18 protein-coding genes and 1 tRNA gene are annotated in these 19,549 nt (G+C 31.4%); all 19 read left to right on the top strand.

Annotation, left to right across the window (positions count from 1 at the left end; genetic code table 11):
• The first annotated feature begins 7 nt into the window (after positions 1-7).
• Positions 8-1,420 (top strand): sodium:proton antiporter NhaD, encoded by a 1,413-nt coding sequence (nhaD, locus tag Q0684_RS12945; RefSeq protein WP_299017583.1) that lies wholly within the window; start codon positions 8-10, stop codon positions 1,418-1,420.
• 148 nt (positions 1,421-1,568) lie between these two features.
• Positions 1,569-2,258 (top strand): MotA/TolQ/ExbB proton channel family protein, encoded by a 690-nt coding sequence (locus Q0684_RS12940; RefSeq protein ID WP_299017580.1) that lies wholly within the window; start codon positions 1,569-1,571, stop codon positions 2,256-2,258.
• Between the two features lie 82 nt (positions 2,259-2,340).
• A complete protein-coding gene (locus Q0684_RS12935; RefSeq protein ID WP_299017577.1) occupies positions 2,341-2,733 on the top strand; it encodes a biopolymer transporter ExbD in 393 nt (130 codons plus the stop codon).
• 179 nt (positions 2,734-2,912) lie between these two features.
• Positions 2,913-3,746 (top strand): energy transducer TonB, encoded by an 834-nt coding sequence (locus tag Q0684_RS12930; RefSeq protein WP_299017574.1) that lies wholly within the window; start codon positions 2,913-2,915, stop codon positions 3,744-3,746.
• A 64-nt stretch (positions 3,747-3,810) separates the two neighbouring features.
• Positions 3,811-5,019 carry a folylpolyglutamate synthase/dihydrofolate synthase family protein gene (locus tag Q0684_RS12925; protein ID WP_299017571.1) on the top strand — a complete coding sequence of 403 codons (1,209 nt, stop codon included), beginning with the start codon at positions 3,811-3,813 and terminating at the stop codon, positions 5,017-5,019.
• 59 nt (positions 5,020-5,078) lie between these two features.
• A tRNA-Val gene (locus Q0684_RS12920) sits at positions 5,079-5,156 on the top strand.
• Positions 5,157-5,270: 114 nt separating this feature from the next.
• Positions 5,271-6,260: an SDR family oxidoreductase gene (locus Q0684_RS12915; protein WP_299017567.1), complete on the top strand. Its 990-nt coding sequence runs from the start codon at positions 5,271-5,273 to the stop codon at positions 6,258-6,260.
• Complete coding sequence (locus Q0684_RS12910; protein WP_299017563.1) at positions 6,253-7,536, top strand: nucleotide sugar dehydrogenase; 1,284 nt, start codon at positions 6,253-6,255, stop codon at positions 7,534-7,536. The genes Q0684_RS12915 and Q0684_RS12910 overlap by 8 nt, the downstream gene beginning before the upstream one ends.
• Positions 7,536-8,471, top strand: a complete 936-nt coding sequence (locus Q0684_RS12905; RefSeq protein WP_299017560.1) for a Gfo/Idh/MocA family oxidoreductase — start codon at positions 7,536-7,538, stop codon at positions 8,469-8,471. The genes Q0684_RS12910 and Q0684_RS12905 overlap by 1 nt, the downstream gene beginning before the upstream one ends.
• 3 nt (positions 8,472-8,474) lie before the next feature.
• Complete coding sequence (locus Q0684_RS12900) at positions 8,475-8,897, top strand: adenylyltransferase/cytidyltransferase family protein (protein WP_299017557.1); 423 nt, start codon at positions 8,475-8,477, stop codon at positions 8,895-8,897.
• A 53-nt stretch (positions 8,898-8,950) separates the two neighbouring features.
• A complete protein-coding gene (locus Q0684_RS12895) occupies positions 8,951-9,382 on the top strand; it encodes an adenylyltransferase/cytidyltransferase family protein (protein WP_299017555.1) in 432 nt (143 codons plus the stop codon).
• A 57-nt stretch (positions 9,383-9,439) separates the two neighbouring features.
• Positions 9,440-11,863 carry an SLBB domain-containing protein gene (locus Q0684_RS12890; RefSeq protein WP_299017552.1) on the top strand — a complete coding sequence of 808 codons (2,424 nt, stop codon included), beginning with the start codon at positions 9,440-9,442 and terminating at the stop codon, positions 11,861-11,863.
• Between the two features lie 37 nt (positions 11,864-11,900).
• Positions 11,901-13,019 carry a Wzz/FepE/Etk N-terminal domain-containing protein gene (locus Q0684_RS12885; RefSeq protein WP_299017549.1) on the top strand — a complete coding sequence of 373 codons (1,119 nt, stop codon included), beginning with the start codon at positions 11,901-11,903 and terminating at the stop codon, positions 13,017-13,019.
• Positions 13,020-13,028: 9 nt separating this feature from the next.
• Positions 13,029-14,351, top strand: a complete 1,323-nt coding sequence (locus Q0684_RS12880) for a UDP-glucose/GDP-mannose dehydrogenase family protein (protein WP_299017546.1) — start codon at positions 13,029-13,031, stop codon at positions 14,349-14,351.
• 100 nt (positions 14,352-14,451) lie between these two features.
• Entirely contained in the window at positions 14,452-15,405 is a 954-nt protein-coding gene (locus tag Q0684_RS12875) for a GDP-L-fucose synthase (protein ID WP_299017543.1), read from the top strand.
• 84 nt (positions 15,406-15,489) lie between these two features.
• Positions 15,490-15,759, top strand: a complete 270-nt coding sequence (locus Q0684_RS12870; protein ID WP_299017540.1) for a four helix bundle protein — start codon at positions 15,490-15,492, stop codon at positions 15,757-15,759.
• Positions 15,760-15,962: 203 nt separating this feature from the next.
• Positions 15,963-17,090 carry a GDP-mannose 4,6-dehydratase gene (gene gmd / locus Q0684_RS12865; RefSeq protein WP_299017537.1) on the top strand — a complete coding sequence of 376 codons (1,128 nt, stop codon included), beginning with the start codon at positions 15,963-15,965 and terminating at the stop codon, positions 17,088-17,090.
• Between the two features lie 14 nt (positions 17,091-17,104).
• On the top strand, positions 17,105-18,406 hold the full coding sequence (locus Q0684_RS12860) for an oligosaccharide flippase family protein (RefSeq protein WP_299017534.1): 1,302 nt from the start codon (positions 17,105-17,107) through the stop codon (positions 18,404-18,406).
• Positions 18,403-19,548, top strand: coding sequence for a glycosyltransferase (locus tag Q0684_RS12855; RefSeq protein ID WP_299017532.1), 1,146 nt, complete (start codon positions 18,403-18,405; stop codon positions 19,546-19,548). The genes Q0684_RS12860 and Q0684_RS12855 overlap by 4 nt, the downstream gene beginning before the upstream one ends.
• The last annotated feature ends 1 nt before the right edge of the window (position 19,549 follow it).

Below are 19,549 nucleotides of genomic sequence, written 5' to 3'. Positions count from 1 at the left end.
TTAATATATGGAATCAGTAATTATTATAGTATTTGTATTGGGGTATTTAGCCATTACATTAGAACACAATTTAAAGTTAGATAAATTAATACCTGCTTTAATAATGATGGCCGTTTGTTGGGCCTGTGTAGCTTTGGGTGTAGATGGTTTTACTACTTGGTTTGATTCTAGTAAACATGCCTTAGTAGAAGGTTTTGGCAGTATGATTCATGAAGATAAGCTGCATTTGGTAGAAGAAACTTTATTACATCATTTAGGTAAAACTGCAGAAATTTTAGTGTTTTTACTAGGTGCTATGACTATTGTAGAAATTATTGATTATTTCGATGGATTTTCTACCATAAAAAGTTTTATTAGAACAAAAAAGAAAACCAAAATCTTGTGGATTTTTGCGGGTTTAGCTTTTATATTATCGGCAATTATAGACAACTTAACAGCCACCATAGTGTTAATTTCTATTTTACAGAAAATTGTAAAAAGTAGAGATGAAAGAATTTGGTTTGCAGGTTTAATAATTGTTGCAGCAAACGCAGGTGGTGCTTGGTCTCCTATTGGAGATGTTACCACAACAATGCTTTGGATAGGTAAAAAAGTAACTACACTTAAATTAATAGAGTACTTACTATTACCATCTTTATTATGTATGTTGGTGCCTACTTTTATTGCCTCTTTTTTACCAGCATTTAAAGGAGAAATAGATTTTGATGAGAATGAGGTTGTAAAACCTAAAAGTCCGCATAGTGCAAGAATGTTATATTTAGGTTTAGGCGCAATTATTTTTGTACCAATTTTTAAAACAGTAACACATTTACCACCTTATGTAGGTATGATGTTGTCTTTAGGTATTGTGGCAACTTTTGCAGAAATTTACAGTAATTCTAAATTTTCAATTTCTAGTGTAGAGGGTGAAGAGGCAGAAGAACATGTTTCTGAAGCACACCATAGTCCTGTACATGCATCTTTATCTAAAATAGAAATGCCAAGTATTTTATTCTTCTTAGGAATTTTAATGGCAGTAGCAGCTTTAGAGTCTTTAGGTATTTTATTTAATTTTGCCACTACCTTACAAGAGTCTGTGCCAATGATGGGTACAGAGATGCATATAGCAGGAGTAGAAGGGGTTTCAGATTTAGTAGTAATGCTACTGGGTGTAGGTTCTGCAGTAATAGATAATGTACCTTTAGTTGCAGCTAGTTTGGGTATGTTTTCTCAACCAATAGATAATGAGCTTTGGCACTTTATTGCATTTTCTGCGGGTACAGGTGGTTCTATGTTAATTATAGGGTCTGCTGCAGGAGTAGTAGCAATGGGTATGGAAAAAATAGATTTTTTCTGGTATATTAAAAAAATATCATGGTTGGCTTTAATAGGTTTTATTGTAGGATCTGCCACATTTATGATTACAAGAACGCTTTTCTAAACCATAAATCAAAAAAAAATAAAAATGTCATTTCAATATTTTTTTTGAAATGACATTTTTTTTGTCCATTCACGGTTAATGGTTTAATTCGTAAAACAATTTTAAAAAAGAATACCCGTTATTAACACAGAACTAAAATAAATAATAAATGATTTTATTTTTTCAAGAAGACACACAATCGCTTACAGAATCCGTTTCTGAAGAAAAAACACTCTCAATCTTTAATCTTATAGTAGACGGTGGTTTAGGAGGTCAAATAATAATAGCCATTCTATTTGTATTATTAACAGTAGGTTTATATATCTATTTTGAACGCTTTTTTTCTATAAAGGCAGCTTCTAAGGTAGATAAAGATTTTATGAATCAAATAAAAGACCATGTTTCCAATGGTAAATTAGATACTGCAAAAGCATTGTGCGAAAGCAAAAATACACCAACAGCACGTTTAATTGGAAAAGGTATTACAAGAATTGGCAAGCCTTTAGAAGATATTAATACAGCTATAGAAACTGCGGGTAAGTTAGAAGTTTATCAACTAGAAAAAAATGTAAGCGTTTTAGCAACTATTGCAGGTGCAGCACCAATGATTGGTTTTTTAGGAACTGTAATTGGTATGATAGTAGCCATACATGAAATAGCAAATGCAGGCGGACAAATAGATATTAAAATGTTGTCAGACGGTTTGTATACTGCTATGACTACAACTGTTGCAGGTTTAATTGTTGGTATTATAGCATACATAACTTATAATCATTTGGTGGTAAAAACAGATAAAGTAGTTTATCAAATGGAAGCCAAATCTGTAGAATTTTTAGATTTATTAAACGAACCTGTATAAATAAGCTTTTAAAGTTATAAAGTTTTACAGTTTATAAAATAACTTTTTAACTTTCGTATCTTTTAACTTTTAAACTAGTAATATGAATTTAAGAGGAAGAAATAAAGTAGATCCTAGTTTTAACATGTCTTCCATGACGGATATTGTGTTTTTATTACTCATATTTTTCATGCTAACATCTACGCTTGTAACCGTAAGCGCAATAGACGTTTTATTGCCAAAAGCAGGCGGAAAAACAGAAAACAGTAAATCTGTGGCAGTAACCATTACTAATACATCTCTTTTTTATATTAATAAAATAAAAGTAGATGCGTCTACTTTAGAAAATGAATTGTTAAAAAGTGTAGGTTCAGATAAACAAAAAACCATTGTTATTCGTGGCGATAAAGATGTGCCTTATAAAAATGTAATGAAAGTAATAGATATTGCCAATAAGAATAAGTTAAAAATGATTTTAGCAGTAAAAGGGAATTAGAATTTGGGGCTTTAATGGGCTTGGAATTTATTTTGAGCAAAGCCGAAAGGTTGTATCTTTTTTATATCCTGAATTAAATTCAGTAAGGAGTAAAAAGGATGTTATTGCAATCCCTAACGCATATTGGGCATTAAAAAACGATAAACTAAATTTTTGCAAATAGTATATTTAAAGAAAGTTTGAAAACATCAGAAAGAAAATACAAACAAAAATCAGCAATAATTACAACAATTATTATGCTGTTATTAATTTTTGTAATGTTTAATTACGGCATGCAATATTTAGATCCGCCAGAAGAATATGGAGTCGCCATAAATTTTGGAGATTCAGATGTAGGTTCTGGTAAGCTAGTTGATAACTCAAAAAAAACAGCACCTAAAACAGTTGTAAAAAAGCAAGAAGTTGTAAAGGAAACGGTTAAGCAAACTCCTGTAAAAACACCTATAGAAGAGGTGATTACAAATGATGTTGCCAAAGATGTTCCAGTTGTAGAAAAGGTAAAAGAACCTAAAACGGCAGCAATTAAAGAGCTGGTTGAAAAAGAAGAAATACCGAAAGAAAAACCAGTTCAAAAACCATCTAAAGAAACACAAGATGCTTTAAATAAATTGTTAAACGGTAATTCAGATTCAGGTAAGCCAAAAGGAGAAGGAGGTGATTTAAAGGAAGGAGTTAAAGGTAAAGTTAATGGAGATGCTAAATCTTCTAAATACTACGGAAACACAGGAACTGGTTCTGGTGGAAATTACAATTTAGCAGGTAGAAAAGCTTTATCAACACCCAAACAACAGCCAGATTGCCAAGAAGAAGGCATTGTAGTTGTAAAAATAACTGTAGATAATACAGGTAAAGTGTTACGTGCAATTCCTGGGGTAAAAGGCTCTACAAATACTGCACCTTGTTTATTAAAACCTGCGAAAGTCGCTGCTTTAAGCACAAAGTGGAATCCAGATTCAGACGCACCAAAAACACAAACAGGTACTATTATTTATAAGTTTTCTTTAACTAAATAATCACTTACATTTGTTTACTTTAATCTTATTATTGCTGCAAAGGCAGTATCTATTTTAAAACACTATGACTTACAAAGAAACCACAGCTTGGATGTTTGCGCAATTACCAATGTATCAAAAAGAAGGTAATACAGCATTCAAAAAAGATTTAACCAATATTTTAGCCTTCTCTAAAGAATTAAATCACCCTGAAAAGGAGTTTAAATCCATTCATGTTGGCGGCACAAATGGTAAAGGATCAACTAGTCATATGTTAGCCTCAATTTTACAAGAAGCAGGTTATAAGGTTGGGTTGTATACATCGCCACACTTAAAAAACTTTACAGAGAGAATACGTGTAAACGGAGAAGAAATACTTAAAACTAAAGTATCTTCATTTATAACAGAGCACAAAACGTTTTTAGAAAAACAGAGTTTATCTTTTTTTGAAATGACGGTTGGTTTAGCCTTTGATTATTTTGCAAAAGAAAAAGTAGATGTTGCTATTGTAGAAGTAGGTTTAGGTGGCAGGTTAGATTCTACCAACATAATTATTCCAGAATTATCTGTAATTACCAATATAGGATTAGATCATACCCAGTTTTTGGGAGAAACACTACCAGAAATTGCCTTCGAAAAAGCTGGGATTATAAAGCAAAATATTCCTATTATTATTGGTGAAGAACAAGAAGAGGTAAGGCAAGTGTTTTTAGATAAAGCAAACAGTACCAATTCCGAGATTATTTTTGCTTCAAAAGAAAAATCAAATTATGCCACAGATTTGTTGGGCGATTACCAAAAAGCAAACACTAAAACAACTGTTGCTGCAATTCAAAAGCTAAAAGGTTTCTTAGTGTCAGAAGAAAATATCAAAAATGGCTTATTAAATGTGGTAAAGAACACAAATCTTAAGGGTAGATGGCAAGTGTTACAAAATTCTCCTAAAGTAATTTGTGATACTGCACATAATAAAGAAGGTTTAACCATTGTGCTAAATCAACTTAAAAAAGAAACATTTAAAAAGTTACATATTGTATTAGGTGTAGTTTCAGATAAAAAAATAGATGACATTTTACCCATGTTTCCCAAAGATGCAAACTATTATTTCTGCAAGCCAAATATCTCACGTGGACTCTCAGAAACTACTTTAAAGGAAAAAGCAGGTAGATTTCAATTAAAAGGAAAAAAATATTCTTCTGTTGAATTGGCCTTAGAAAGTGCTTTATCAATTGCAAATCAGCAAGATGTAATTTACGTTGGTGGCAGCACTTTTGTAGTAGCCGAAATTATTTAAATAAAAAATAGTTTTTTGTTTGGTAGATTCAAAAAGCATGTTATATTTGCAACCGCTTAGGGCAATTAGCTCAGTTGGTTCAGAGCACCTCGTTTACACCGAGGGGGTCGGGGGTTCGAATCCCTCATTGCCCACCAAAGTAAAATCCTTCACAGTTTGTGAAGGATTTTTTGTTTCCATGCATTTCTTTTTAAGAAAATCACCTATTTTTTGTATTTTCGCTCTTTAATAGTATAGCGCTTGTTTAACGTATGAAAATATTACTGTCTAAAAAGAAAATATTGGTAACAGGAGGCGCTGGTTTCATAGGGTCTAATCTGTGTGAAGCTTTACTAGAGAAAGATAATCAGGTAATTTGTTTAGATAATTTTTCAACAGGTAAGAGAAGAAATATAGCACCGTTTTTATTAGACAAAAATTTCACTTTAATTGAGGGGGATATTAGGAGTCTTAATGATTGTTTAAGAGCTACCAAAGACGCAGATTTTGTCTTACATCAAGCAGCCTTAGGTTCTGTTCCAAGGTCGATTGTAGATCCAATTACTTCAAATGAGGTAAATGTTACTGGTTTTTTAAATATGTTGATGGCATCTAGAGATAATAAAGTGAAACGGTTTGTCTATGCCGCTAGTTCTTCTACCTATGGAGATTCTGATGAATTGCCAAAAATTGAAGAAAATATAGGAGCTCCTTTGTCTCCTTACGCTGTAACAAAATATGTGAATGAGCTTTATGCCTCTGTTTTTTCTAAAACGTATGATTTAGAAACCATTGGGTTGCGTTATTTTAATGTTTTTGGTAAAAGACAAGATCCTGATGGTGCTTACGCAGCAGTAATACCTAAATTTATTAGTTCTTTAATTAATTTGGAATCACCAACAATTAATGGGGATGGAACAAATTCTAGGGATTTCACCTTTATAGATAATATAGTTCAAATTAATTTGTTAAGTTTAGTAACAGATAAAAGTGCAACAAATAAAGTGTATAATGCGGCTTATGGAGATAGAAATACTTTAAATGAGTTAATGTGCATATTAAAGGAAGAGTTGGGTAATTATAATTCTAAAATTAGAGAGGTTAAGGTTGTACATGGTGCCAATAGGTTGGGAGATATTCCTCATTCACACGCAAATATACATAAAGCCAAAACAAGACTGAATTATAATCCGCAATTTTCATTGGAGCAAGGGTTGAAAGCTTCTGTAAAATGGTATTGGGAAAATTTAAAAGATGAGTAAAATTAAAATAGCTGTAATTGGTTTGGGGTATGTAGGTTTGCCTTTGGCAAGACTTTTTGCAACAAAATATCCAGTAGTTGGTTTTGATATAAACGAAAAGAGAGTACAGGAGTTAAGATGTGGTAGAGATACTACGTTAGAGGTGGCAGATGATGTTTTAAAAGCAGCCCTTAAAGAAAGTAACTCTTTAGAAAATGGTTTGTTTTGTTCAAGTGATTTAGAAGATATTTTGTGTTGTAATTATTATATTGTGACAGTACCTACACCTGTCGATAAAAATAATAGACCTGTTTTGACTCCTTTAATTAAAGCCAGTGAAACAGTTGGTAAAGTTTTGAAAAAGGGAGATATTGTAGTGTATGAATCTACAGTTTATCCAGGAGCAACAGAGGAGGATTGTATTCCTGTTTTAGAAAAAAATTCTGGTTTAGTTTTTAATAGCGATTTTTTTGCAGGTTATTCACCGGAAAGAATAAATCCAGGTGATAAAAAGCATACTGTAGAGAAAATATTAAAAATTACATCGGGTTCAACCAAAGAAATTGGGAAAAAGATAGACGATTTATATAATTCTGTAATTATTGCAGGCACGCATTTAGCTCCCTCTATAAAGGTTGCAGAGGCGGCTAAAGTTATAGAGAATTCTCAAAGAGATATTAATATTGCATTTGTGAATGAGTTGGCTAAGATATTCAACTTAATGGATATAAAAACTAATGATGTATTAGAGGCTGCAGGTACAAAATGGAACTTTTTACCATTTAAACCTGGTTTGGTTGGAGGGCATTGCATAGGTGTAGATCCTTATTATTTAGCACAGAAAGCGCAGGAGTTTGGCTATCATCCAGAAATAATTTTAGCAGGTAGAAGAGTTAATGACGGTATGGGCAAATACGTTGCAGCAGAGGTTGCCAAACTAATGATTAAGCAAAGTATAGAGGTAAAAGATGCAGCGGTTCTGGTGTTAGGAATTACATTTAAAGAAAATTGTCCCGATGTAAGAAACACAAAAGCAGTAGATGTTGTTAATGAATTGGTTGATTTTGGAACAAATGTTACTGTTTTTGACCCCTGTGCAAATCCAGAAGAGCTGAAAAGAGAATACGGTTTAGATTCGCAGAAGACTATTCCTGCTCAAAAGTTTGACGCCATTGTGTTAGCCGTTTCTCACAAGGAATTCGAAAATTTGGATTTAATCAAATTAAAGAAAGAAAAAGCAGTAGTATATGATGTTAAAAGTTTTTTACCATCTCAATTAATAGATAAAGCGTTATAATGAAAAATTTTGCACTAATGGGAGCAGCTGGTTATATTGCTCCTAGACATTTAAAAGCAATTAAGGATACTAATAATAATTTAATAGCAGCATTAGATAAATTTGATTCTGTAGGTGTTATGGATAGCTATTTTCCGAATGCAGACTTTTTTGTTGAATTTGAACGGTTCGATCGTCATATTGAAAAATTAAGACGGAATAAGAATATAAATTTAGACTATGTAAGCATTTGTACGCCGAATTATTTGCATGACTCCCATATAAGAATGGCGCTACGCAGTGGAGCAAATGCCATCTGCGAAAAACCAATTGTACTCAACCCTTGGAATATAGACGCTTTAGAAGCAATAGAAAAGGAATCAGCAGCAAGAATAAATACGATTTTACAATTAAGATTGCATGAATCTATAATTGCATTAAAAAACAAAGTAGCAGTAGAAAAAAGAGATGGTAAATATGATATTGATTTAACATATATTACTTCCAGAGGAAAATGGTATGATATTTCGTGGAAAGGAGATGAGTCTAAATCTGGAGGAATAGCGACTAATATTGGTGTTCATTTTTATGATATGCTATCTTGGGTTTTTGGAAATGTACAAGAAAATATTGTGCATTTAAGGGAAAAAAATAAAGCTTCGGGTTATTTGGAGTTTGAGAATGCGAGAGTGCGTTGGTTTTTGTCTATTGATGAAAATGATTTGCCTGCCCATATCAAACAAAAAGGGCAAAGAACGTATAGGTCTATAGATATTAGCGGAGAAGAATTAGAGTTTAGTAAAGGTTTTACGGAGTTGCATACAGATAGTTATAAGAAAATTATTTTAGGTAAAGGTTTTGGTTTACAAGAGGTAAGAACCTCAATTGAAATTGTTCATGAAATTAGAAATGCTGAGTTAGTAGATACCGGAGAAAAGCATAGGTTTATAAAATAAATTATGAAGAAAAAAGCAATTATTGTATCGGGTTATTTTAATCCAATACACAAAGGACACATAGAGTATTTTAATAATGCAAAAGCAATGGCAGATGAGCTTTTTGTTATCGTTAATAGCGATTTACAACGAGCCTTAAAAGGTTCTAAAGAGTTTCAAAAGGAAGAAGAGCGCTTATTTATTGTGCAAAATATTAAGGTAGTTGATAAAGCCATTCTTTCTATAGATAAAGATAGAACCGTTTGTGCATCAATAAAACATCTTTGTGAGAAATATAAAGACAACTATGATTTTGCGTTTGCAAATGGTGGTGATCAAGATAATAACTCAATTCCAGAAGCACCAATTTGCAAAGAAATGAGTGTAACATTAATTGATGGTTTAGGGGATAAGGTGCAATCTTCCTCTTGGTTACTTGCAAAATAGGAATTGGGGGATTTCCCCTTTTTAATTATCATAAAAAAACTATATTTGTCAATATGAAAATAGGAATAACTTTTAGTTCTTTTGATCTGCTACACGCGGGTCATATCAAAATGTTAGAAGACGCAAAACGACAATGTGATTATTTAATTTGTGGCCTGCAAACAGATCCAACTTTAGATAGACCAGAAAAAAATAGACCCGTACAATCCGTTGTGGAACGTTATATTCAATTGAAAGGCTGTAAGTATGTAGATGAAATTGTACCGTATGCAACAGAGCAAGATTTAGAAGATGTTTTGCGTTCTTTTAAAATAGATGTAAGAGTTATTGGTGATGAATATGCCAGTAAACAGTTCACAGGAAGGCAGTATTGCGAAGAAAAAGGAATCGATTTGTTTTTTAATAAAAGAGAGCACCGTTTTTCAAGCAGTGGCTTAAGAAGAGAAGTGCAAGAGAAAGAAAATTTGAAACTAAAAGATAAGTAGTCATAATAGTCTGCCGTGAAATAACTTTTTAGTAGTTTTGCAAAAAAAAAATATATAATGAGAATTAATCTGGTATCATTTTATCTAATGGTTTTTTTAACTTTTCCTCTTCTTATAAATGCTCAGGGGGCTAGTCAGCTTAAAAATATAGATATAAATTCGCTTTCAGATGATCAAATAGAGTCCTACTGGTCGCAAATGCAAGAAAAAGGGTATACGCTTTCAAGTATAAAAGTTTTAGGTACTTCTCAGGGGATATCTTCAGAAAAAATTGATGAGTTTACAAGAAGAGTGTTAAGTTTAAACGCTATTAAAACACAAGAAAGTAAAGTTAAAGAAGTTAATGCAGAAGAGCTTTTAAATGAGGGTGTTTTTGGATTAAAAGATCGTACCTCTTTAAAAGAAAAATCAAAGAAAAGCTTACTTTTTGGGTATGACTTTTTTAACAATCCAAAAATTTCGTTTACACCAAATATAAATATTGCAGTGCCAAGAAATTATCAAATTGGTCCTGGAGATGAAATTATGATTGATTTATGGGGGGCTTCAGAAATCACCTATACCTCTAAAGTTAATAAAAATGGAAATATAAAAATAGAAGGTGTAGGCTTTATTTATGTAAATGGTTTTAGTTTAGAAAATGCGACTGCTAAGATTATTGCAAAATTAAAGAACAAACACAGCGGGATTTCGGCATCAAAAAACAGTTACAATAAGGTTTACACAAATGTTACTGTTTCTAAGATAAGAACAGTACAAGTAAATGTAATAGGAGATGTTAAGGTTCCTGGATCCTATTCTTTAAGTTCTCTTTCCACCGTGCTTAATGCTTTATATGCTGCAGGAGGCCCTACTGAACTAGGGACTTTTAGAGCTATAAAATTAATTCGATTTAATAAAGTAGTTGCCACTTTAGATATTTATAATTACTTACTGTACGGTAGGCAAGAAGGCGATTTGAAATTGCAAGACCAAGATGTTTTGTTAATAGAACCGTATAAAAATTTAGTCTTTGTTGAAGGTGCTGTTAAAAGACCAGGTATTTACGAATTGAAAGATGGAGAAACGTTAGCAGATTTAACTAAATATTTTGGAGGTTATACACCAAATGCCTACACCAATTTGTTGGTTATTGAGCGTTTAAACGGTACCGAAAAAGAAGTGAGAGAGGTGGCAACTGCAAATGCAGAAAAGTTTATTATAAGGGCAGGAGATAAATTGGTTGTTCAAGAAATATTAGATCGTTATAAAAATAGAGTTAGTATAGAAGGTGAGGTACATAGGCCTGGTAATTTTCAGTTTTTTAATGATATTACATTGTTAGACCTCATTCAAAAGGCGGAAGGTGTTACTCCAGAAGCTTTCTTAGCCAGAGGGCAGTTAATTAGAACTTATGATAATACTAAAAAAGAAAATATTGCTTTTTCTGTTTCAAATGTTTTAGTTGGTAATACTAATATTGTCTTACAACCTAGAGATCAGATATTAATTTTTAATAAAGGCGATTTAAGGGAAAAAAGAACGCTTACCATACAAGGTGCTGTAAATATGCCTGGAACCATAGATTATGTAGAAAAACTACAAATAGAAGACGTTATTGCCATGTCTGGAGGTTTAACAGTTGCTGCAGATCCAGAGGTAATTAGTGTTTCTAGGCGTTTAAAGGATGGTAGTTTTGTAACCCTAAGTGATGTTTATAATATTTCTTCTGAAGAAAATTTAGCTATAAATAATGGTACTCCATTTTACCTAGAACCTTATGATATTGTAACTGTAAGAAATTTTAAAGGCTATGTAGCTCAAACAAATGTGAAAATATCAGGTGAGGTAAAATATCAAGGCTCATACACGTTAAAAAATAAAAATGAACGTATTTCTGATTTGATTGAGAGAGCGGGAGGTTTAACGGAGTTTGCCTATATAAAAGGGGCTGCCTTAATACGTAAAACAAATAAAAACTATGAAACAGATATCTTAAAAAATATTGCAAACAATGAGGGGGGAGAGGTTGATGTAAAAGCATTGGAGGCAATGAATACCGATGCAGGAGAATTTAAAGTAGGTATAGATTTACAAGCTATTTTAAAAAACAAAGGAAGTGATATTGATATGGTGTTAAGAAAAGATGATCTTTTACTGATACCTGAACAAAGGCGCACTGTAAAAGTTACAGGAATGGTTGCCAAACCTTCACTAATTCAGTTTGAAAAAGGTCAAAATTTAAAGAAATATATATACAAATCTGGCGGTTTTGCAGAAACCTCTAAAAAATCTAAAATATATGTATCTTATGCCAATGGAGATATTAAAACAGTGAAAAACTTTGGTCTTTTTAAAGTATACCCCAAATTACAGCCAGGTGCTACCATATTTGTTCCAGCCAAACCAGAAATAAAGAATAAATTAACAACAACAGAGGTAATTGGTATTACTACTTCCTTAGCTACTTTAGGTATTTTAATACAGTCTTTAGTTAACTAGTTTTAATGACATTTAAGTATATCAAAATAATAAAAATATGGTTAAAGAGATTGATAAACACAATTACAAAGAAGATGAATTTATAGATATCATTGCCTTACTCAAAAACTTTTGGAAGTCACGCAAGCTTATTCTAAAAATTATACTATTTTTCTTTATTCTCGGTTTATTTGTAGCAATTTTTTCTAAAAAGTCATATACATCTTCTTCAGTATTTGTGCCATTAATAGAGGGTAAATCACCGGTTTCAGGATTGGGTGGCTTAGCTTCTTTGGCGGGTATAAATATTGGCGGAGGTGTAACTAACTCTGAGATTTCACCTGAATTATATCCCAAAATAGTAAATAGTATCCCGTTTCAATTAGAATTGTTAGAAACCAAACTAAGTATTGAGGGGCAAGATTCATTAATTTCTTACAGAACCTTTTACGAGAATGTATATGAGGCTGGAGTATTAGCTAACTTAAAAAAATATACAATTGGTTTGCCTGGTGTTTTAATTTCGTTTTTTAAGGCAGATGAGGTTGATTCTGAATTCTCTAAAAGAACTAAAGGAGAACAAATTATGTCAATTTCTTCGGAAGAACATAACTTAATAAATATTTTAAATGATCAACTTGATTTAGAAGTGAATGCAAAAGAGGGCTTTGTTGCTGTTTCTTTTAGTTTTCCAGAAGCAAAAGCTAGTGCACAGTTAGCTTTAAAAGCGCAAGAATTACTCCAAAAATACGCTTTGCAGTTTAAAGCACAAAAAGCAATAGAGCAACTAAGTTATATCAAAGATAGATATGCTGAAAAAAGCAAAGAGTTTAATAAAGCAAAAATAGCTTTGGCTCGTTTTCAAGATAGAAATCGCAACATAAATACCGCCATGGGTAGAACTACATTACTGAGTTTACAGTCTGAGTATAATCTTATCTTTTCAGTGTATTCAGAACTGGCAAAACAATTAGAAACGCAACAATTACAAGTAAAAAAAGACACACCTTTATTTACTGTTTTAAAGCCCGTGACTATCCCTTTGCAAAAATCTGCTCCAAAAAGGGGCTTAATTCTTTTTGCCTTTACTTTTGTAGGGATTGTTTTGGGTTTTGGCTTTGTTTTAGGAAAAGAATATATCAACAAATTTAAAATAGCGTGGAAATTAAAAAGTTAAAATTATAATATGAATATAGTAGTTATAGGTTCAGGATATGTTGGGTTAGTTGCAGGTACTTGTTTTGCAGAAATGGGCAATAAGGTAACCTGTGTAGATATTGATTCTATTAAAATAGAAAAACTAAATTCGGGTATTATTCCCATATTTGAGCCGGGTTTAGAACAAATGGTTCTTAAAAATATTGATAAAAAAAATTTGTTTTTTACTACAGATTTAAAAGCTGCAGTTAGCGAAGCTAAAATTGTTTTTATAGCGGTTGGTACGCCTATGGGAGCAGATGGTTCCGCAGATTTACAGTATGTTTTATCGGTTGCGGAGTCCATAGGCAAAACAATGGTAAACCGATTAATAGTTGTAGATAAATCTACAGTACCTATTGGTACAGCAGATAAGGTAAAAGCAACAATTCAAGCGGAGCTGGATAAAAGAGGTATAAACATAGATTTTGATGTGGTATCTAATCCTGAATTTTTAAAAGAAGGTGTAGCTATAGACGACTTTATGAAACCCGATAGAGTAGTTATAGGTGCAGATTCGGAGTATGCTTTCGAGCAAATGAAACAATTGTACTCCCCTTTCTTCAGAACCCATGATCGCTTTATAACCATGGATATTCGTTCTGCGGAAATGACAAAGTATGCGGCAAATACCATGTTGGCAACAAAAATTTCATTTATGAATGAGATAGCCAATATTTGTGAAAGAGTAGGCGCAGATGCCAATAAAGTAAGAATAGGTATTGGTTCTGATAAAAGAATAGGGTATAGTTTTATTTATCCTGGTGCAGGCTACGGAGGTTCTTGTTTTCCTAAAGATGTAAAAGCATTAAAGAAAATTGCAGAAGAGAATGGCTATAAAGCCAAATTAATTGAGTCCGTAGAAAATGTAAATGATGCTCAAAAGTTAGTGGTTGCTCAGAAAATAGTGAAAAGGTTTGGGGAAGATTTAACAGGATTAACTTTTGGCTTATGGGGACTATCTTTTAAACCTGGAACAGATGATATGCGAGAAGCTCCGGCAATTTATATTGTCAAAGAACTAGAAAAAAGAGGCGCAAAAGTAAAGGCTTATGATCCTAAGGCGACTAAAGAGGCTGAAGAGTTTTATTTAAAGGATGCAAAAAATATAACGTATTGTAATTCTAAATATGAAGTTTTACAGGGTGCTGACGCGCTAATTTTATTAACGGAATGGAAAGAATTTAGATCTCCTGATTTTGAGGAAATTAAAGCGCAATTAAAGTCACCTGTCATTTTTGATGGTAGAAATCAGTACAATGCCTTTAATTTAGAAGAAAACGGATTTGAGTATTTTCAAATAGGGAAATAAAGGCGCAGTTTGATTACCGATATTTTTTTATCACTCAATCGAACAACCAACAACGAACAACGAAAAACGAAAAACGAAACATCAGTTAGTTCAAAAATAAATGATAAAGAAAGATACTAAAATATACATTGCTGGTCATCGCGGAATGGTAGGTTCTGCCGTTTGGAGGGCTTTAGAGAAAAAAGGGTACACCAGTTTAATTGGTAAATCTAGCGAAGACTTAGATTTAAAGAACCAAATAGCGGTGGTAAAGTTTCTTGAAACAGAAAAACCAGAAGCTATTATTGATGCAGCAGCAAGAGTTGGTGGTATTTTGGCAAATAACAATTTTCCTTATCAATTTTTAATGGAGAATATGCAAATTCAAAATAATTTAATTGATAGTGCTTTAAAAGCAGGTATTGATAAATTTATTTTTTTAGGAAGCTCTTGTATATATCCCAAATTAGCAGCACAACCTTTGAAAGAAGAATATTTGTTAACAGATGCATTAGAACCAACTAATGAATGGTACGCAATTGCTAAAATTACAGGAGTTAAAGCTTGTCAAGCCATAAGAAAACAGTTCAATAAAGATTATGTAAGTTTAATGCCAACAAATTTATATGGTTATTTTGATAATTTCGATTTACAGACATCACACGTTTTGCCAGCTATGATTCGTAAATTTCATGAAGCAAAACTAAATAACAATGAGCCTGTCAAATTGTGGGGTAGTGGCACTCCAATGAGAGAATTCTTGTTTGTAGACGATATGGCAGAGGCAGTAGTGTATGCTTTAGAAAATAATTTGCCAGAATATATATATAATGTTGGTTCTGGTAAAGATATTACCATTAGAGAACTTGCAGAAACTATTCAGAGGGTTACAGGGCATGAAGGGAATATTGTTTGGGATTCAGAAAAGCCTGATGGAACACCAAGAAAATTAATGGATGTTTCTAAAATGGCAGCAGTTGGATGGAAATATTCAACAGAATTAAAAGAAGGAATAGAAAAAACGTATCAATGGTTTTTAAAAAATATAGAAAATATTAAGCAAGTAAAAATGTAAGAGCCGTTTACCGTTTCACGTTTACCACTATTTAGCAATCCTCAAACGACCAACGAAAAACGAAAAACGACAACGAACAAAAATATGGAATGTAACCTGCAAGTTTGGAAACTAGCGCATCAATTAACACTTGATGTATACCAAGTTTCATCAAACTTCCCTTCCTCAGAAAAATACGGTTTAATAAGTCAAGTAAGAAGAAGTGCGAGTAGTGTTCCAACTAATATAATAGAGGGACAAGGACGAGAATACAAAAAAGAATTTATTCAGTTTTTGTATATTGCAAAAGGGTCTTTAGAGGAAGCAAATTATCAATTGTTTTTGGCAAAAGATTTAAGATACATTACGAATTAAGAATATGTGGAGTTATTAGATCTTTGCACAAGAATTAAGATGATGTTGTATAAATTAATAAAATCATTAAAGTAAAATTGCTTAGTGCTTAGCAATTACCGGTTACCGTTTTCCGTCCATGGTTCAAACGAAATACGACCAACGAAAAACGAAAAACGAAAAACGAAAAACGAAAAACGAAAAACGAAATACGACCAACGAACATGAAAGTAGCATTAATTACAGGGATTACAGGGCAAGATGGATCTTATTTAGCAGAGCTATTATTAGAAAAGGGCTATATGGTGCATGGTATTAAAAGAAGGGCCTCTTTATTTAATACAGATAGAATCGATCATTTGTATCAAGATCCACATGATCCTAATCAAAGATTGAAATTACATTACGGAGACTTAACAGATTCTATGAATCTAACAAGAATCATTCAAGAATGTCAACCCGATGAAATTTACAATTTGGGGGCCATGTCTCATGTAAAAGTATCTTTTGATATGCCAGAATATGTGGGTAATGTAGATGGATTGGGTACTTTACGAATCTTAGAAGCTGTAAGGATTTTAGGTCTCGAAAAGAAAACAAGAATATATCAAGCTTCAACATCAGAGTTGTTTGGTGGAATGCCAGAAAATAAAAATGAAAGAGGTTTCTATGATGAAAATTCACCATTGTATCCTCGATCACCTTATGGCGTTGCAAAAATTTATGGTTTTTGGATCACTAAAAATTATAGAGAAGCGTATGATATGTTCGCATGTAATGGTTTGTTATTTAATCACGAATCACCTAGAAGAGGAGAAACTTTTGTGACAAGAAAAATTACAAGGGCTGTGGCAAAAATTGCTTTAGGTTTGCAAGAAAAGGTGTACTTGGGTAATTTAGAAGCAAAAAGAGATTGGGGACATGCAAAAGATTATGTGCGTATGATGTGGATGATTTTACAGGCAGACAAACCAGAAGATTGGGTAATTGCAACGGGAAAAACTACAACTGTTAGAGATTTTGTGAAATTAGCATTTGGTGTTTTAAATATTGAAATAGAATTTAAAGGGGAAGGAGTTAGCGAAAAAGGTTACATTACATCTTGTAATAATGAGAATTTTAGTATTGAAGCAGGTAAAGAAATATTGTCAATAGATCCCTCTTATTATCGACCAACTGAAGTAGATTTATTAATTGGAGACCCCAAAAAAGCTAAAGAAAAATTAGGTTGGATACCAGAATACAGTTTAAAGGAATTAATAAAAGATATGGTATTCGCAGATTTAGAGTTGATGAAAAGGGATTTATATTTAAGAAAAGGGAATTATAACGAACTGAATAAACATTCTTAATTATATATTTTGTAATGAAAATTGGCGCTAAAAATAAAAAACTTAATTCTAATGTTTTCTATAGTTTATTAAGTAAATCTGTAGGGTTATGTTTAAGTTTTATTACTATACCAATAGCTTTAAAATATTTAGGACAAGAATCTTATGGTTTATGGATTACTATATTTGGTATAGTTAATTGGATAAACTTCTTTGATTTCGGGCTGGGTCACGGTCTTAGGAATAAACTAAGTGAGGCATTAGCTATAAGAGACAAAGACAAAATTAAATTAATTATACAAACAGGTTATAGCTCTGTTATATTTATTGCTTTTTTAGCGTTTTTACTTTCAATTCCTTTTATTTATAATATTAACTGGAATGGTTTAATGAACACAAGTGTAATTACAAATAGTACATTTGTAAGTTTAATTTTTTTTACGGCGCTCTACGTATTTTTGTCTTTTGTGTTAAATCTGATTAAACCAATATTTTATGCATATGAACAACCTCAATTCGTTGGTTATTTAAACGTAATTCAACAATTGTTATTTCTACTTGGAATTCTCTATTTATCTAATAAATATCTTAGTAATTTAATTTTTTTTTCTCATGCGTATGGTATAAGTATGTTTATATCTGCTTTTATTTTAAGTTTCATTTTTTTTTCTAATAAAAAAGAATTTATTCCCCGAAAATTTACCTTAAAGTCAATTAAATCCACAGGGATTTTAAATCTAGGATTAAGTTTTTTTGTAATTCAAATTTCAATTTTAGTTCTTCAGTCAAGTGACAATATAATTATAACAAGTTTTTTAGGTCCTGGAGAAGTCGTACCCTATTCCATTGTACTAAAGTTATTCAGTGTTTCTACTATGCTTTATGGAGCTGTGTTTTTAAACTCTTTGCGATCTTCAATTACGCACGCCAATAAAATTAAAGATTTTAAATACTTGAAAATTATAAAGAAAAAGATAGTTATAGGTTTTTTTGTGGGTATTTGTTTAAATATAATTTTATATATCTTTTTTGATCCAATACTTGCTATTTGGCTGGACGATAGAAATGTTTTTATACCTCATGGACTTAAAAATTTAATGCTGATATATTCAATTATGTTAATTTGGAATGGCAGTTTTATTGTATATCTCAACGCCCTTAGTGAAATTAGGGGGCAATTAATTATTTCTGTTTTTCAGGCAATAATTAATATACCATTAAGTATTATTTTAATAGAGTACACGAATTTTGGTTCTAAAGGTGTAATTTTTGCTACAATAATATGTCTTATACCTATGTCAATATATGCACCCATTAAATGTTTAAGAATAAAATGATAAAAAGAATATTTAAATATATTTTTACAAGAAACAACTCTAATCAGATTTATATTTTAAATTTGAATTTAAGACCTAATATTTCTCAAAAAAGAGTTTTAATATCTTATTTAACCAAACAATTTAATATTAATTTTGATAAGGTAGAGGTTAGTCATCCAAATATAAATGAGGTAAATATTATAATAGCCTATTTCATAGAAAAAGGCTTTGTTATTGACGTGGTTTATTGCAATGATGAACATTTTATAAATAAAAATCAAGATAAAAAATATGATGTGATTTTTGGTTTTGGTAAAGTTTTTAGATTTTTTTCAGATAGAACCAGAGATGCTCTGAGGATAATCTATTGCACCGAGAACGCTCCTAAGATTGCGTTTGAAAAAGAATCGGAAAGAGTTTCTAATTATAACTATAGAAATAATAAGAATATTAAAACAGAAAGGGCCTTTACTTATTATAATGAAGAAGATTTTAAAATATCAAATTTTGCTATACTTTTGCAAAACCATTATAATGCCATGAATTTTAGAGATTTAATAAATAAAGATAAAACATTTTTACTTAATACAACAGGTCTAAAAAATGAAAATTATTTTTTGAAAAGAATACTTAATGAAACAAAGGCGAATTTTATCTGGATAGGTTCACGCGGTATTATTCATAAAGGACTAGATTTGTTAGTTGAAGCGTTTGCAATTACACCTAATTTAAATTTACATATTTTAGGGTTAAGTAAAAAAGAGAGAGTATTATTACCAAGAAAATTAACAAAAAATATACATATACATGGTTTTGTAAAGGTTAGTTCTGATAAATTCATCAAGATCGTTAACAGTTGTTCATTTTGTTTATTACCATCATGTTCGGAAGCTATGGCTACAAGTGTGTTAACAGGTATGAGACATGGTTTAATTCCGATAATAACTAAAGATACAGGTATTGATCTTGAAGGCTACGGTTATTATTTTGATTCTTTGGAAATAGAAAGTATTAAACAGAAATTATTGCATGTTTCCAAAACAGAAAATTACTATTTAGATAATAAACATAATAGTGTATTTAAATTTGCAAATTCTGAATATAATCTACAAAGGTTTAATGAGAGTTTTATAGAAATTATGAATAATATTATTATTTAAA

The sequence above is a fragment of the uncultured Polaribacter sp. genome, from assembly GCF_947503875.1.
GTDB lineage: Bacteria > Bacteroidota > Bacteroidia > Flavobacteriales > Flavobacteriaceae > Polaribacter.
Note: the sequence above shows the minus strand (reverse complement) of the source record. Positions and strands in the feature narration are given on the sequence as shown.